The sequence below is a fragment of the Rhizomonospora bruguierae genome, assembly GCF_018397995.1.
GTDB lineage: Bacteria > Actinomycetota > Actinomycetes > Mycobacteriales > Micromonosporaceae > Rhizomonospora > Rhizomonospora bruguierae.
In genome coordinates, this window is the sequence record NZ_BBQH01000016.1 from 38136 (window position 1) to 53534 (window position 15399).

General features: G+C 71.5%; 12 protein-coding genes. 9 read left to right on the forward strand and 3 right to left on the reverse strand.

The window, feature by feature from the left end; genetic code table 11:
• Positions 1 to 3: 3 nt before the first annotated feature.
• From KJS59_RS07800 to KJS59_RS07840, 9 genes are all read left to right on the forward strand, one after another.
• On the forward strand, positions 4 to 249 hold the full coding sequence (locus KJS59_RS07800; RefSeq protein WP_213451654.1) for a mersacidin/lichenicidin family type 2 lantibiotic: 246 nt from the start codon (positions 4 to 6) through the stop codon (positions 247 to 249).
• Positions 250 to 393: 144 nt separating this feature from the next.
• A complete protein-coding gene (locus KJS59_RS07805) occupies positions 394 to 3672 on the forward strand; it encodes a type 2 lanthipeptide synthetase LanM family protein (protein WP_213451655.1) in 3279 nt (1092 codons plus the stop codon).
• Positions 3673 to 3691: 19 nt separating this feature from the next.
• Complete coding sequence (locus tag KJS59_RS07810) at positions 3692 to 4120, forward strand: hypothetical protein (protein WP_213451656.1); 429 nt, start codon at positions 3692 to 3694, stop codon at positions 4118 to 4120.
• On the forward strand, positions 4120 to 6351 hold the full coding sequence (locus tag KJS59_RS07815; protein ID WP_213451657.1) for a peptidase domain-containing ABC transporter: 2232 nt from the start codon (positions 4120 to 4122) through the stop codon (positions 6349 to 6351). The genes KJS59_RS07810 and KJS59_RS07815 overlap by 1 nt, the downstream gene beginning before the upstream one ends.
• 74 nt (positions 6352 to 6425) lie before the next feature.
• A complete protein-coding gene (locus tag KJS59_RS07820; protein ID WP_213451658.1) occupies positions 6426 to 6629 on the forward strand; it encodes a hypothetical protein in 204 nt (67 codons plus the stop codon).
• A 64-nt stretch (positions 6630 to 6693) separates the two neighbouring features.
• The gene (locus KJS59_RS07825; RefSeq protein WP_213451659.1) at positions 6694 to 7239 is read left to right on the forward strand and encodes a redoxin domain-containing protein; all 546 of its coding nucleotides are present in this window, start codon (positions 6694 to 6696) and stop codon (positions 7237 to 7239) included.
• A gap of 104 nt (positions 7240 to 7343) precedes the next feature.
• Entirely contained in the window at positions 7344 to 9119 is a 1776-nt protein-coding gene (locus tag KJS59_RS07830) for an ABC transporter ATP-binding protein (protein ID WP_249713958.1), read from the forward strand.
• Positions 9116 to 9574, forward strand: coding sequence for a S26 family signal peptidase (locus KJS59_RS07835; RefSeq protein ID WP_213451661.1), 459 nt, complete (start codon positions 9116 to 9118; stop codon positions 9572 to 9574). The genes KJS59_RS07830 and KJS59_RS07835 overlap by 4 nt, the downstream gene beginning before the upstream one ends.
• Before the next feature lie 27 nt (positions 9575 to 9601).
• A complete protein-coding gene (locus KJS59_RS07840; protein WP_213451662.1) occupies positions 9602 to 10168 on the forward strand; it encodes a MauE/DoxX family redox-associated membrane protein in 567 nt (188 codons plus the stop codon).
• A gap of 152 nt (positions 10169 to 10320) precedes the next feature.
• On the opposite strand, the gene KJS59_RS07845 is transcribed toward KJS59_RS07840, so the two are convergent.
• From KJS59_RS07845 to KJS59_RS07855, 3 genes are all read right to left on the reverse strand, one after another.
• Complete coding sequence (locus tag KJS59_RS07845) at positions 10321 to 10623, reverse strand: hypothetical protein (protein WP_213451663.1); 303 nt, start codon at positions 10621 to 10623, stop codon at positions 10321 to 10323.
• On the reverse strand, positions 10620 to 11687 hold the full coding sequence (locus KJS59_RS07850; RefSeq protein WP_213451664.1) for a LacI family DNA-binding transcriptional regulator: 1068 nt from the start codon (positions 11685 to 11687) through the stop codon (positions 10620 to 10622). The genes KJS59_RS07845 and KJS59_RS07850 overlap by 4 nt, the downstream gene beginning before the upstream one ends.
• Before the next feature lie 209 nt (positions 11688 to 11896).
• Entirely contained in the window at positions 11897 to 15271 is a 3375-nt protein-coding gene (locus KJS59_RS07855; RefSeq protein ID WP_213451805.1) for a discoidin domain-containing protein, read from the reverse strand.
• Positions 15272 to 15399: the final 128 nt, after the last annotated feature.

Below are 15399 nucleotides of genomic sequence, written 5' to 3' on the forward strand. Positions count from 1 at the left end.
CCTATGGACATTGCACGTGCGTGGAAGGACCCACAGTACCGAGCGGGCCTTCCGGTCGCCGAGCGCGAATCGCTGCCAATGCACCCGGCCGGCGAGCCGGGTCTGGAGCGGATCGACGACGCGGAGCTGGAGGCCATCGGCGGTGCCGGCACCGCCTGGATCGCGACCCTCGGCTGCTGCAACTGGTACATGACGCTCACCGGGGGGACCACAATCCTGCCCTGCACCGCTATATACATCTGCTACTGAGCGACCTGACTGACCGGCGTGACCGCGCCTGACGCAGTCACCTGTTCCGCGGGCCCGCCGCCTCCCGTGGGCCCGCGGAACCCCAGGTCTCTGCCGGACTCCCCGCAGACCACGTGTCACCGTCGATGGGACGAGTAAAAAGAGATGACCGTCGCTGACCAAACCACGCCCGGCTCGACGTCATGGCACCGGGCACTGCGACTGGGCGAACGGGCCACCACCGCACCGTACGGCGCCCGCCGCCCGACGCCGGACCTGAGCGGCTTCGCCGACGTGCTGAACGTGCCCGTCGACGGGGCGGAACTACCCCGGGCAGCCGGGATGTTCGGCCTCGGCGTCGACGACCTGCTCCGCCCGCCCGTGCCGAACGACCCGACAGAGCCGTCCTGGCTGCGGGATATGACGGCGGCGCGGGCGTACCCGGGCCCGCCGGAGCCCTGGATGGTCACCGACGGACAGCTCGGCCTGCTCCGGCTCGTCGGCCCGTACGTACGAGCCTTCCAGCGCCAACTCCACAACCTCGTCGCTGACGCGCTGCCGGCCGGAGAATCGCGGCAGCGGCTGTCCGGCCTCCCGGCACTGCTCGCCGCCCAGTGGCCGGCGGAGCAACTCAGTACGGCACTCGGACCGACGATGGTGCTGGAGCTCAACGTCGCACGGGTGCGTGGCGAACTCGCCGGCGACACGCCCGAAGCCCGGTTCGCCGACTTCGTGCGGCGGCTCGACATGGCCGCGGATGAGTTCTGGGTCGAGTATCCGGTCCTGCTTCGGTACCTGCACGACGTCTTCCAGGGCTGGGTCGAATCACGCACGGCGTTCGCCCGGCACCTGGTGCAGGACCTCCCGCTGCTGGACGGGACGTTCGGCGACGACGCGTCGTTGGGCGACTGTCAGGCAGTCGAGTTCGGAGCCGGTGACCGGCATCGGGGGGGCCGAAGCGTCGCGATCGTGAGTTTTGCCGGTGGCCGGGTCGTCTACAAGCCGCGTTCCCTGGCCGTGGACGAGGCGTGGCATGCGGTGGTCGCGTGGTTCAACGGGCGCGGACCGAGACACGATCTCGTCACCCCGGTCGTCGTCTCGCCGCCCTCCACCGGCGACCGCGGCTGGGCGGGCTTCATTGCCGCCGGGGAGTGTGCCGACCGCGGCGAGGCACAGGCCCACTACTGGCGGACCGGTGCCCTGCTCGCCCTGCTTTACGCGGTCCGCGCGACCGACGCGCACACGGAGAACCTGATCGCTGCGGGGCCGTACCCGGTGCTCGTTGATCTGGAGACCCTGCTGCACCCCGCCCCTGCCCGACCGGCGATGCCGTGGAACGATCCCGCGGCCGCCGCCATCGCCGGCGGCGTGACCTCCATCGGCCTGCTGCCCCGGAAGCTTTTCGTGCCCGGCGAGCGGGGGCTTGCGGTGCTTGACTTCAGCGCCATCGGCGTGCCGGAGCGGCAGTTGACGCCGTTCACCGTGCCCACGCCCACCGACGCCGGCACCGATGCCATGCGGCTTGTCGACCAGCGGGCGCCGGTGGCCGTGAACGGCGCCAGCCGGTTGCGCGTGGCAGGTCGGCTCGCAGATCCGCGGCATTACCAGCAGGATGTGCTCGACGGCTTCAGCTGGGCGTACCAGGCCATCTGCGCCGACCGTGACGCCTGGTTGGGGGCGGGCGGCCTGTTGGACCGGTTCGCAACGGTGCCGGTCCGGTACATTTCCCGGCCTACGTCGTACTACGCGCGGCTGCTCGGCCAGAGCCTGCATCCGGACTACCTGCGCAACGCGGCGGACCGGGACAGGACGTTCTTCCGCCTCGCGTTCGGCGTCGACCCTGGCAGCCTCAGTGAGCGCCTCGTGGTATCCGAGTTCGCGGACCTGCGTGCCGGCGACATCCCGTACTTCGCCGCCCGGCCTGACTCCCGTGACCTGTGGAACAGCCGCGGGGAGCGAATCCCGGACGCCCTGGACCGTCCCTCGCTCGCCGAGGTCACCGAGCACGTCCGCGGGCTCGGTGAGCCCGACCTCGCCGCACAGACGTTGCTCATCCGCCAGGCGTTCGCCTCCCTGCAGAGCGGTCCGGTCTCCACGCTCGCTCCGCCGGTGCCGAGCCCGCTGGTCAACGCTCCGCTGAGTCCTGCCGAGGCGCATGAACTGGCCGCGATGCTGGCCCGCCGGGTGTGCGCGTCGGCGGTCCGGCTCGGCACGGACATCGGCTGGATCACCATGCGTCTCATCGAGGATGTGCACTGGGCGGTGGATGCCGCACCGGCGGACCTCTACTCGGGTGTCGCGGGCATCGGCCTGTTCCTGTCAACGGTGGCGGCACTGACCGGTGACCCCGAGATCGCCGAGACGGCCCTCGCCGCTGCTGAGGCGGTCGCCGCCCGCGCGCATCTCGTCGGCGGGGAGATCGCCCGCGAGGTGACCCGCCGCGGCACGTTGCCGCCGCTGCTGCGGCGCACCGCGGACGCCGGCGTGTTCGGCATGTTCGGCGGCACGATGTACTACCTCACCCACGCCGGCGCGCTGCACCATCGGCCCGACTTCCTCGATGCCGCCGAGGCCCTGCTGCCCGTGTTGCGCCGCTACGTTGCCGACGATCCGTCTGCCGACCTGGTGTCCGGTGCGGCTGGCGCGATCGTCGCCGCCCTGGTGCTGGACCGGACCCGTCCCTCGGACGAAGCCGTGGACGTGGCGGTCGCGGCGGGCCGGCGCCTGCTCGACACCGCGGTCGCCGCTCGTGGCGGCCTGGCCTGGCCGGCGCGGTTCGACCACAGTCCGCTCACCGGTATGGCCCACGGCGCCGCCGGGGTGGCGTTCGCCCTCGCCCGCCTTGACCGGCTGGTCCCGGGACTGGGCTTCGCCGAGGCGGTTGCCGGCGCCCTCCGCTACGAACGGGCGGTACGCGACGACACCGCCGGCACTTGGCCGGACCTTCGCGACCAGGCCCGCGGCGGTGGTGGCGTGCCGCTGGTCGCATGGTGTCACGGCGCGGCCGGGATCGGCCTGTCCCGGTTCGCGGTGCTCGACCACCCCGGCCTCTCCGACCTGCATGCGGGCGCCGCCGACGATCTCGCCGTGGCGGAACGTGCGGTCTGGCGGAACCTCGTCAGCACCGATGCCGACGCGCAGCCCATGCTGGTCGGGCTGGGCACGGACGCGCCCTGCCACGGCACGCTGGGCAACCTGGAACTGCCGCTGACGCTGGCCCGCCGACGCGGCGACGACGAAGCGGTGCGGCGGTGCCTGACCCTGGCCCAGACCGTGGCCCGCGACGGCTTGCAGCGCGGTTGGCGTACCGGGGTGCCCGGTGTCGAGGACATCCCCGGCCTCATGTACGGCCTCGCCGGCATCGGCTATCAGTTTCTTCGCCTGGTCGATCCGGGCCTCCCGTCACTGTTGCTCCTCGATCCGCCGGTGGGCAGCCGTGGATAGCCGGACCGAGGTGCGTGGGATGACCGATGCCGCCGGCCCTGACGCGCCGGACGGCGGCGACCTTCTGGAGCGCCAGCTGCGTCCGCCGGTGCGGGCCATCATCCTCTGTGTCACCGCCATGGCCCTTCTAGTCGGCATCGGCGCCGGTGTGCGGGTCCCGTGGCAGGTCCGGCTCGTGCCGGTCGACGTCGTCGGCGTCGAGGTGCTCGCCGTCGCTCCCGCCCGGCAGGACCCGCAGGAACTCGTCGGCGCGGCGGTCACCGCACACACCCGGACAGGTCCGGTGCCGGGGCGGGTCGTCGCGGTACGGCCGTGGGCACCACGGCCCGGCGACCCGCCACAAGGCGTTGTGGTCGTCGCGTTGCCCACGCCGCCGGCCGAGATCGCCGACCTCACGGTGGTGTTGGGCCGGCGCTCCTTGTTCACCGACATCGTGGCGGAGGCGTGATGGGTGTCTTCCGGCGCCGAGTACCGGTGCTGCTGCAGGCCAGCATGGCGGAGTGCGGCGCGGCGGCACTCGCCATGATCGCGAGCTACTTCGGTCGCCCGACCAGGGTCCGGGAGTTGCGTGAACGCCTCGGCGTCGGTCGCGACGGCACAACGGCAGCGGCGCTCGTCCGCGCTGCCGACGAACTGGGCCTACGTGTGAACGCGCTCCGCTGCGCACCGGGCGCCCTCGACCGGGTGCGGCTGCCCGCCCTGATCCACTGGCATGGCAACCACTTCGTCGTGCTGGAGCGCTGGAGCCCGACCCGGGCCGACATCGTGGACCCGGGAGTCGGCCGCCGCAGGCTCGAACGCACGGAGTTCGATGCCGGGTTCAGCGGCGTCGTGTTGGAGATGACTCCGACCGTGCGGATGGTCCCCGCCCGCCGCGACCACGCCGGGCTCGTCCGGTTCGTGTGGCGTTATCTGCCCCACCGGCCCGCACTGTTCGCGATGATCCTGGTCGCGTCCGTCGTCCTCACCCTGGTCGGCCTGGTGCCACCGCTGCTGACCCGCTATGTCGTCGACGATGTCGTGCAGGCCGGCCGGGGCGACACCATGGTCGTGCTCTCCGCCGCGGCTGCCGCACTGATCGTCGGCCAGAGCCTCGTCGGATACCTGCGCCGGGAACTGCTGCTGCGCCTGCGTACCCGGCTCGACCACGGCATGATGTCGGCCTTCCTGCGCCATGTGTTCCGACTGCCGTACCGGTACTTCCAGCTACGCACCAGCGGTGACCTGCTGACCCGGATGTCCAGCAGTGCCATGCTGCGCGAGGTCGTCTCCACGCATGTGTTCACCCTGGTGCTGGACACCGCGTCGGCGGTGGTCTACGCCGTCCTGCTCTGGCGGGTGTGGCCGCCGCTGGCCGCGCTCGTGGCGGGCGTCGCATTGCTGCAGGTGCTGGTGGCGCTGGCCTACGCGCCGTCGATCCGCCGGGCCACCGACCGTGAGCTGACCGCGATGGCCGCGGCGCAGAGCCGCCTCGTGGAGGCGCTGACCGGTATCGAGTCGCTCAAGGCCGCGGGCGCCGAAAATGTGGCACTGTCCCGCTGGAACCGGCTCTACCGTCAGCAGTTGGGCGCAACTGTCAGCCAGGGCGGGCTGCGCAACACCATGGACGCGCTGCTCGATCTCACCCGGGTCGGCATGCCGATCGTCCTGCTGCTCGTCGGTGCACATGCCGTGCTGGCCGGGAACCTGTCGCTCGGCACGATGCTCGCGGCCAACCTGCTCGCCGGCATGGCACTGTCACCGATCACTTCGCTGTCCCAGGTGTACCAGAGCTTCCAACTCGTCGGCACCCACATCGATCGCCTTCGGGACGTGTTGGAAGAGCCGCCGGAGCAGCCTGAGGGAGCACCGCTGGACACGGTCGAGATCAGCGGCGCCGTGCAGGTGCACGACGTCACGTTCCGGTACCAGCCGGACGCGCCGCCCGCGTTGATCGACGTCGATGTGGACGTGCCGGCCGGTGGGTACATCGCCATCGTCGGACGCACCGGCTCCGGCAAGAGCACCCTTGCCCGGCTGCTGGTCGGCCTCTATCAGCCGGATGAGGGCGAAGTCCGATTCGACGGCGTACCGCTGCGACGCCTCGACGTGCGCTGCGTGCGACGGCAATGCGGCATCGTCGTGCAGGACGCCGCCGTCTACAGCGGTTCGATCCTGGAGAACCTCACCATCAACGCACCGGACACTCCGCTCTCAGCGATCGTTGACGCGGCGCGGCTCGCCTGCCTCCACGACGACATCGCCGGCATGCCGCTGGGCTACGCCACTCCCCTCGGCGAGGGCGGCGGCGGCCTGTCCGGTGGCCAACAGCAGCGCCTGGCGCTCGCCCGGGCGCTGGTGACCCGGCCACGGCTGCTGGTGCTCGACGAAGCCACCAGCCATCTGGATGCGGACACCGAGGCCCGCGTTCACGCGAATCTCGCCCGGCTGCGGGCGACCCGGATCGTCGTCGCGCACCGGCTCAGCACCGTCGTCAACGCCGACACGATCCTCGTCGTGGAGCGCGGCCGGGTGGTGGAGCGTGGCCGGCACGACGACCTCGTCGCGGCCGGCGGCCGTTACGCGGCGCTGGTGAGCGCCCAACTGCCGGCCGAGGCGCACGGCGGTCACGCCGGGCGAGGGCAGTCGCAGATCGAAGGAGAGGAGGACCAGACGAGGGTGGCCGAGACCGTCCCGTAGACCGCTGGCAGATCGTTGTGGCCACCCCGATCGCCCGCCTCCGGTCATCCGCGCACAACCCAGGAAGGCATCCCATGAGGAGCATGCTCACGTTCACCGATCGGCTCGTCGACCGCCTGGTCCCCAAGGTCCCGGCGGCGGCCGAAACCTACAAGGGAATCACCTGCAGCAACAACCGGTGCGCCATCTTCTGGCGCCAGGAGCTGGAGATCACCTGCGTCTACTCGTCGCAGGGTGCGATCTGCAACGTCACCGGTTGGATCGGTTGCGGCTGCTGAACGCAGCCTCGCCGGATGGGCCGCCCGAGCTGTCGGGCGGCCCTGTCGAGAGAGGGCACCTCGGATGGACCTAGGCGACGCCGTCACCGCGCTGGTAGGAGTGGTGACACTTATAAATCTCGTGCTTGCCGTCGGCATCGTGCGCCGGCTACGGGAGCACAGCACCCGGCTATCCCGTCTCACCAGCCCGTTCGGCGAGGGCACACCCACGATGCTGCCGCCGGGCCAGGCTCCCGGGCCGTTCTCGGCCACCACCATCGACGGCGAAACCGTCTCCCTGGATGCCGTTGCCGATGGTGCGCTCGTCGCGTTCCTCGCCGCGGACTGCCGCCCCTGCCAGGAGGAGACGCCGGCCTTCGTCGATCGCGCGGCCGCGATGCCGGGCGGCCGGTCACGGGTACTCGTCGTCGTCGCTGGCGCGTCGCACCGCGACGAGTACGTCGCGCGACTCAGCCCGTTCGCCCGCGTCGTCATGGAGCCCGACGGCGGGCCGGTTACCGCCGCCTTCGCCGTGCGCAGCTACCCGTCCTTCGCGCAGGTCGGCCACGACGGCATCGTCACCGCCACCGGCCACCGCGTCGCCGATCTTCCGGCACCGGCGCTGACATGACCGGCATCGACATACCCGGTCCGCCGCCGCCCGCCGTCGGCCGGGGCCCCGGGCGATACGTCAGGGACTGTCTCCACCTCGTCTGGGCAGCAGCCCCGTCCGCGATGATTGTTCTCGTCGCGGCGGCGTTGCTGGCCGCCGGCGCGCCGGCTGCCGCGGCTTGGCTGACCAAACTGGTGCTCGACGCCGTCGCGGCGTCAGGGAGCGCCGCGCTGCCGCACGCGGCGCCGCTGGCGCTCGGGCTTGCCGTCCTCGGTGTCGTGGTGGCCGGCGTCCCGCACCTGTCCCGCTACGCGCACCACGAGGTGGAGCGGCGCACGGCCCGGGTGATGCGGGACCGGCTCTTCATCGCCGTCAATAGGCTGGCCGGCCTGGCTCGGCTGGAGGACCCGGTGTTCCACGACCGGCTCCAGCTTGCCCAGCAAGCGACCCGGGCGGCACCGCGTCAGGCATTCACCGGCCTGATCGGCATCGGCCAGGCCGGGCTGACCCTGGTCGGGTTCATCGGCACCCTCGTGGTGCTCAGCCCGTGGATGGTCGCAGTGATCATATTGGCGGCGCTGCCGGCGCTCGGTGTAGAACTACTGATGAACCGCGGCCGAGCCGCTGTCGCGTGGCGGCTCGGCCAGCCGGAGCGCCGCGACATCTTCTACACTGAGCTGCTGTCGAGCGTGGCCGCCGCGAAGGAGATCCGTCTCTTCGGCCTGGGCCGGCACTTCGCCACCCGAATGCTCGCCGAACTGTCCACCATCCATCGCGAACAGCGCACCGTGGACCGGCGTGAGCTGCGCTGGCAGCTGGCGCTCGGCGTCTTTGCCGCGACGGTCGCAGGTGCCGGCCTCATCTGGGGAGTGCGTCAGGCAGCATCGGGCGCACTGACCGTCGGTGACGTCTCCATCCTGATCGCCGTGATCGCCGGGGTGCAGTCCGCGTTGACCGTCGCCGCCGTGCAGGTCGGCTCGGTCTACGCGGCGCTGCTGCTGTTCCAGCATTACGACGATGTGCTGCACACCCCGTCGGATCTGCCGGCGCCGGCCCGGACACGGTCTGCGGCGCCGCTGCTCGATGGCATCGAGCTGCACGACGTTTGGTTCCGGTACAGCGACCACCATCCGTGGGCACTTCGCGGCGTCAACCTCCGCATACCGCGCGGCTCGGCGGTCGCACTCGTCGGCCCGAACGGTGCCGGGAAGAGCACGTTGGTGAAGCTGCTCTGCCGGTTCTACGACCCGACGAAAGGCGCCATCACCTGGGACGGTGTCGACCTGCGCGAACTCGACCCCGCGGACCTGCGCCGTCGGGTCGGCGTCGTGTTCCAGGACTTCATGCGGTACGACCTCTCCGCTGCGGACAACATCGCCGTCGGCAACCTCTCCGCACAGCACGACCCCGACCGAATCCAGTGCGCCGCCCGGCATGCACACATCCACGACGACCTGGTCAGGCTCCACAAGGGCTACGACACGCTGCTCACGAGGATCTTCTCCGGCCACGGCGACAAGGGCCGACCGGAGACCGGCGTCGTGCTCTCCGGCGGGCAATGGCAACGCCTGGCCCTCGCCCGTGCGTTGGTGCGCTCCGATCCGGACCTGCTCATCCTCGACGAACCCAGCTCGGGCCTCGACGCCGATGCGGAGGCCGCGATCCACGCGCGGTTGCGCGCGCACGGTGCTGGCCGGACCAGGCTGCTGATCTCCCACCGCCTCAACACGGTACGCGACGCGGACCGCATCGTCGTGTTCGACGACGGCCGCATCGCCGAGCAGGGCAGCCACGACGCACTGATCGCAGCCGACGGCGTTTACCGGCGGTTGTTCAATCTGCAGGCCAGCGGCTACCTCACCGGTGCCACCGAGCCCGCCCGGATGGTGACATCATGATGTACGCCCTCCCGTCTACCCTGGTCCTGGTCGGCTGCGCATGGTGGCTCGTGCGGTGGAAACTCGTGGTCGTCACCGTCCACGGCACCAGCATGATGCCCACATACCACGACGGTGATCGGGTCCTGGTGTGGCGCCGGCCGATCACCAGGATCCGCCGCGGGCAGGTCGTGGTCGTCGAACGCCCGCACAGCGTGCCGCGACTGGGTATCACACCCTTTGCCCGGACGAGCGCCCGGGAATGGATCATCAAGCGGGTGCATTCGGTGCCGGGTGATCCGGTGCCGCGCACACAGTTCCCCGCGCTTCGGTACACCGCCGAACAACGGGTGCCACGGCACCGGCTCGTGGTTCTCGGCGACAACACTGCGGATAGCCACGACTCCCGCAGCTGCGGCTATGTGGACGCCCGGCTGGTCCTCGGGATCGGTATCCGGCGACTCCACCCTTCCTGACAGGCCCGGTCTGGAAGAGAAAGGACGATGTCGATGACGCACCTGTCAACCGGCCTGATCGTCACGCTCGTGGTGGTGTTCGCCACCTCCGGGGCGAGTAAGCTTCGCGGCCCCGACGCGCAACGGACGTTCGCCGCGTCACTGGGCGATCTGCCGTTCCTTCCCGCACGGTCGGTCCGGGGGGTCGCAGCCGCGCTCACCGCTGGCGAACTGATGGTGGCCGCCGATCTGCTCGCATCGCTTATCGCCGGCTGGGCCGGGTTGCCCGGCGCGGTAGCCATGACCGCGGTGGCGCTCACGGCTACCGCGATATTGCTGATCACCCTCACCGTCGGGATCGCCATTACGCTACGGCGCGGCGTACGGGCAGGCTGCGCCTGTTTCGGGTCGGCGCACCGGCCGCTTGGCGTGTCACACCTGGTCCGCAACGTGCTGCTACTTGCCGCAGCCGGGACCGCAGCCGCGCTGCCACCCGCACCCCCGGTCCGGCCTCAGGACCTGCTTGTGGCCGTGACGGCCGGCGCGGTGGCGGCGTTCCTCATCATCCATGCCGACGACATGGCGGAGCTGTTCGCCGCGAATCCGGGGCAGTAGGCACCGCCCATCCGTCCCGGGCTCCCCGCTTAGCTATTCCGCGCAACCGCGCGGTGATGCTGCGTGAGACCCGATGAGGGGGTGATCTTCAGGACGCGAAGCCGAGGCTCACGAACGATGATCTGAAGTCGTGGGGAATCGGCCACCCGATGCTAGGACAGGTGAGGAGGCGCGCTCAGCGCGGCGGCCAGGGCCGGCAGGCGGCCGAAGGCGCGGGCGGCGGCGATGTGGTCGACGTAGCCGCGGGACTCGCGGCGCACGCCCGCCACGGGCATCGCGGCGTCCTCGCCGGCCACCGCGCGGCGCTCGCCGGCCGCGGCGCCGGGCCCCACCACGCCCTGCGTGCCGTGGCCGCCTACCTGTCGGCCGAGCAGTCGGCGGGTCGCGTCCGGGTCGAGGTCGACCCCGAGGCGGCCGCGTCGCTCGCGGGCCAGGCGTAGCGGGTACCACCTCACGCGGACTGGCGGACCACCAGGGTCGGCTCGAAGATCACAGAGGACGGGTCGGTCGCCGGGTCGGCGACGCGGGCCAGCAGCATGCGGGCGCTCTCCGCCGCCATGTCCTCCAGCGGGTGGCGGATCGTGGTCAGGGTGGGCCGGGCGGCGAGCGCGGCGCTGCTGTCGTCGAAGCCGACCACGGCGACATCCTGCGGGACCCGCAGGTTCGCGTCCCGCAGGACCATCAGGGCGCCCTGGGCCATCAGGTCGTTGGCCACGAAGAGACCGTCGACGGCGCGCTCGCTCAGCAGGTGGCGCATGGCTCGCTCGCCGCTGTCGTACGTGAAGTTGCCCTCGACGCACGGCACGAAGGGCTGCCCGTGCCGGGCCAGCGCGCGGCGGAAGCCGGCGATGCGGTCCTGGCTGGCGGGCACCTCGGCCGGGCCGCTGATCATCGCGATCCGGCGGCGGCCGCAGGCGGCGTAGAGGTGGTCGGCGGCGAGGGCGGCACCGGCGTCGTTGGCGAGGTCCACGTAGCTGATCGGCGCGGGGGTGGCCGGGCGGCCGATCAGCACGGCCGCGATGCCGGCGTTGACGAGCATGCCGGGGAGGCCGTCCTGCGGGTGCAGCGAGAGCACGATGGCGCCGTCGGCCCGGCCCTGGCGCAGGTCGCCGATCAGCCGCTCGCGGGACTCCCGGTCCCCGACGAACTGGAGGGCGAGTTGCACGCCGCCCGGCCGCAGGACGCTGAGCAGGCCGCCGACCACCCGACCGAAGAATGGGTCGGCGAAGAAGCGGCTCATGAACGGGTCGTCGTCGTGGCGCACGGAGTCGGAGACGACGAGCGCCACCGTGCCGGTGCGGCCGGTGACGAGCGAGCGGGCGGCGCGGTTGGGGACGTAGCCGGTGACCCCGACCGCGTTCCAGACCACCTTGTGCAGTTCCGGGTTGACGTTCCGGATGCCGTTGATGACCCGCGACACGGTGGCCCGCGAGACGCCCGCGAGCTGCGCCACGTCCTCCAATGTGGGCGGCCGGGACCCGGTTGCGGAGTCACCGCCCCCACCCGACCCCAGCGCCATGCCGGCATTTATAGCACAGCGGATGGAGAGCGCTCTCCTTGCTGGGCGCGGCCAACCCGGTACGCGGCGACGCGTATCTCGTCGGCCGGCGCGGGCGGCGATCTTGGTACGGATCTGGCGCCTTGTCGCTCGGGGCCGGGTCGGGCCGGGGCGCAGGGCGGGTGGGTGAGGGGTGGCGGGCGCTGGCCCGCCCGCCACCCCGGCACCGGTCAGCGGTAGACGCCGACCTCCCACAGGGAGTACCCGTACGTCGTCGCCCGTTGCGTGCCATTGACCCGTACGTACCGGGCGGAGCCGGTGAGCGCGAGGTCGTCGAACCCGCCGTCGCCGCTGGTCGTCGAGTAGATGGTGGTCCAGGAGGCGCCGTCGTTCGACACCTGGACCTGGTACGCCGTCGCGTACGCCGCCTCCCAGGCCAGCAGGATGCGGGTGAACGAGGTGACGGCGCCCAGGTCCACCTGGAGCCAGGCGGTGGGTACCCATTCGCTGGCCCACCGGGTGCCGTAGTCGCCGTCGACCGCGCGGTTCGGGGTCTGCGCGCCGTCGGTGCCGGTCGGCTGGTACGAGGAGGCGGTGGCGGGCTTGTTCAGCGCCACGTTGGTGCCCGGGATGGTCGGCGGCACCACCCGAATGGAGCGCTGTTCGATGCCGACGTTGCCCTGCCCGTCAAAGGCGTAGCCGTAGATTTTCCAGACGCCGAGCCGATCCGGCGCCCGGACGGTGAACTGGCCGGGCGCGGTCTCGGTGAAGGTGAGGTTGCTGAACCCGGTGCCGCCGCTGATGTACTTGTCGCTGGCCATCAGGTTGTAGCGGATCAGGTCGCCCTGTGGGTCGCTGGCGGTGACGCCGACGTTGAACGTGCCGCCGGCGGGTACCGAGGTCGGCGTCGACACGGTCATGGCGGAGATTTCCGGCGGGGTGTTCGCCGACGCCTGGCCGGTGTACGCCTGGCGCAGCGCGTGGTAGCCGAGCCGGCGCCAGCCGCCCGTGTACGTGTTGAGCCAGACCCCGCCGAAGTCGTTCTCGAGCCCATAGTGGAATTCGGTGGCGCCCAGTGCCACGCCGGGGTGGGACCTGATGGCGTTCCAGCTTGCCGTGTACATCGCCCGCTTCTGTGGGTCGGTCGGCTCGGTGGGTACGCCGTTGGCGTCGTTCGGCACCTCCCATTCGCCGTCCGGGCCGGCCTCCGTCACCACGTACGGCTTGGTGTACCCGCCCGCGATCCAGTCGGACTTGACGGTGGCGATGGCCCCGTACGCGTTCACCGCGAGCAGATCCAGGTCGGGGGAGTACTGCCGGTAGTACCCCCACGCGCCGGTCCACGCGTCGGTGGAGGTGACCGGGTGGTTCGGGTCGGCGGCGTGGATGGCGACCGCCAGTTCGTTGACGAACTTCGCGTACGCGACCCGGCGCGCCTCCACCTCGGCGGCGGGCAGCCCGTGGTCCTGCATGGTGAGGATGACCTCGTTGCCCACGTCCCACATGAGCACGCCCTGCCGGTTCTTCAGCGCGTTGACCCGGTTCACGATCTCGGTCTTGGCCGAGGTCTTGTACGCGGAGTCGTTGACGTAGTCCGCGCCCTGGTTCAGCCAGTGGCCCACGATGACGCGGATGCCCTGCTGGGCGGCCCGGTCGAGCAGGGTGGGCGTGGCGGCGTCGTCGACGCCCCAGGTGCGGATGGTGTTGACGCCCATGTTCTTCAGGTCGCGCATGTACCCGTCCGCGGCGCCCTGCGGCGGCCCGTACGTGAGGCCCCGGATCTCGTACGGCGCGCCGTTGACCTGGAGTTGCCAGTTGCCCTGGCTCCCGGTCACCTTGACGAGGCTCGGGCCGGCCGGGGTCGCCGGATCGGTCATCGCCGGCGGGGTCGTGCCGGCGGACCGGGACACGGTCACCGAGTCGACGCTCAGGATGCCGCCCGACGTGGTGTCGCCGGTCGGCGTGGTCGACCCCGCGATCGCGGTGGGCAGGGAGCCGCCGATCGCCAGGTCCAGCCGCAGGTAGAAGCCGTGGTGCACGGCCGCCTGCCAGGCCGTCACGCCGACCTGGCTCTCCCGCACCACCCAGGTCTGCCGTCCGTCCAGGTAGAACCGGATCTCCTCGTCCGTCCTGGTCCGGTCGATGATCTGGGTGTACTCGTGGAAGCCCGTCCGGCAGCCGGCGCAGCTGGCCAGCCCGCTTGTACGCCCGTTGTATTCGGCGCACGGCCCGTCCGGTGCGGTGCCGCAGTGGAGCGTCTGGGCGAGCTGGCCGCGGCCGTTGACGTCGGTCATGATGTCGGTCTCGCCGACGCCCGGCCAGTTGGTGAAGGTGCCCCGGTAGGCGGCGCCGGTGGCGCGGAAGCCGGGCCAGTACCCGAGGCCGTTGGCCACGTCGGGCTGCTTCAGCACGGCGCTGAACCGCAGCTGCTCGCCGGGTTGCGGAGCGAAGTCGGCGCGCTGGGTCTCGATTCGGCCGGAGGTCCAGTTCCCGGCGCCGTCGCGGGTCGCCCGGATGTTCAGCCGGCCGGCGCCGTCCAGGTACACATTGGACATAGACGCGCTGGCGGTCTCCACCGAGCCGGTACCCCAGTTCGCCGCGCCGCCGGGGTACTGGGTGCCGGTGCGCAGCAGCCAGTTCGCGGACGACGGCGACGTGTTCGCGGCGCCGGTGAAGTCGTCGCTCCACACGGTGGTCCAGTTGCCGGGCGGCGGGGTGGTCGTCGGGGGCGGCGTGGTTGCGCCGCCCGTCGCCCCCGTGAACACCTGGAACTCCCACAGCGAGTACCCGTACCCGCCGCTGCGCGCCGTGCCGTACATGCGTACGTACCGGCCGGTGCCGGAGACGTCGAGGGTCTGCGTGCCGCCGGTGCCGGTGGTGGTGGAGTAGACGCTCGTCCAGGCGTTCGCGTCGGCGGAGGTCTGGATCTGGAACGCCCTGCCGTACGCCGCCTCCCACACGAGCACGACGCGGCAGATCGGCTGCGCCGCACCGAGGTCCACCCGGATCCACTGCGGGTCGCTGAACTGGCTGGACCACCGGGTGCCGGCGTCGCCGTCGAACGCGGCGGCGACGGGCGTGCCGGCGCCCTCGGTCGAGGAGGCCGTGGCGGGCCGCCCCAGCGCCGCGTTGGCGGTTCCGCAGCCGGCCGGTGGGGTCCCGCCGGCCGGCGTGCCGAAGACCTGGAACTCCCACAGCGAGTACCCGTACCCGCTGTTGCGCGCCGTGCCGTACATGCGCACGTACCGGCCGGTGCCGCTGACGGTGAGGTTCTGCGTGCCGCCCGTCCCGGTGGTCGTGGCGTAGACGGTGGTCCAGGCGTTCCCGTCGGCGGAGGTCTGGATCTGGTACGCGGTGCCGTACGCGCCCTCCCACTGGAGGACGACCCGGCTCACGGTGGCCGTGTCGCCCAGGTCCACACGCAGCCACTGCGGGTCGCTGAACTGGCTGGACCAGCGGGTGCCCGGGTTCCCGTCGACGGCGTTGGCGGCGGTCAGATCGTCGCCCTGGATCGATGAGGCGGTCACGGGCCGGCCCTGGGAGAGCAGGGTTTCCGCCGCGCCGGCGCCCGGCGACACGACCATCACGTACGCGCCGACCAGCATCGCGAGCAGGACCGATAGCAGCGCCCGCAGCGCGGGCGGCGAGGGTGTGCGGTTCACGAGGTCGCCTGCCTCTCGGTGGTGGGGGAGCGGAGGGGGAGGGAGAGCGCTCTCCACAGGCGGCAGTGTGA

Bases quoted from the DNA above. Each gene is read 5' to 3' on its own strand.
- KJS59_RS07800 (WP_213451654.1), top strand. From the start codon at position 4: ATGGACATTGCACGTGCGTGGAAGGACCCACAGTACCGAGCGGGCCTT.
- KJS59_RS07805 (WP_213451655.1), top strand. From the start codon at position 394: ATGACCGTCGCTGACCAAACCACGCCCGGCTCGACGTCATGGCACCGG.
- KJS59_RS07810 (WP_213451656.1), top strand. From the start codon at position 3,692: ATGACCGATGCCGCCGGCCCTGACGCGCCGGACGGCGGCGACCTTCTG.
- KJS59_RS07815 (WP_213451657.1), top strand. From the start codon at position 4,120: ATGGGTGTCTTCCGGCGCCGAGTACCGGTGCTGCTGCAGGCCAGCATG.
- KJS59_RS07820 (WP_213451658.1), top strand. From the start codon at position 6,426: ATGAGGAGCATGCTCACGTTCACCGATCGGCTCGTCGACCGCCTGGTC.
- KJS59_RS07825 (WP_213451659.1), top strand. From the start codon at position 6,694: ATGGACCTAGGCGACGCCGTCACCGCGCTGGTAGGAGTGGTGACACTT.
- KJS59_RS07830 (WP_249713958.1), top strand. From the start codon at position 7,344: ATGATTGTTCTCGTCGCGGCGGCGTTGCTGGCCGCCGGCGCGCCGGCT.
- KJS59_RS07835 (WP_213451661.1), top strand. From the start codon at position 9,116: ATGATGTACGCCCTCCCGTCTACCCTGGTCCTGGTCGGCTGCGCATGG.
- KJS59_RS07840 (WP_213451662.1), top strand. From the start codon at position 9,602: ATGTCGATGACGCACCTGTCAACCGGCCTGATCGTCACGCTCGTGGTG.
- KJS59_RS07850 (WP_213451664.1), bottom strand. From the start codon at position 11,687: ATGGCGCTGGGGTCGGGTGGGGGCGGTGACTCCGCAACCGGGTCCCGG.
- KJS59_RS07855 (WP_213451805.1), bottom strand. From the start codon at position 15,271: ATGCTGGTCGGCGCGTACGTGATGGTCGTGTCGCCGGGCGCCGGCGCG.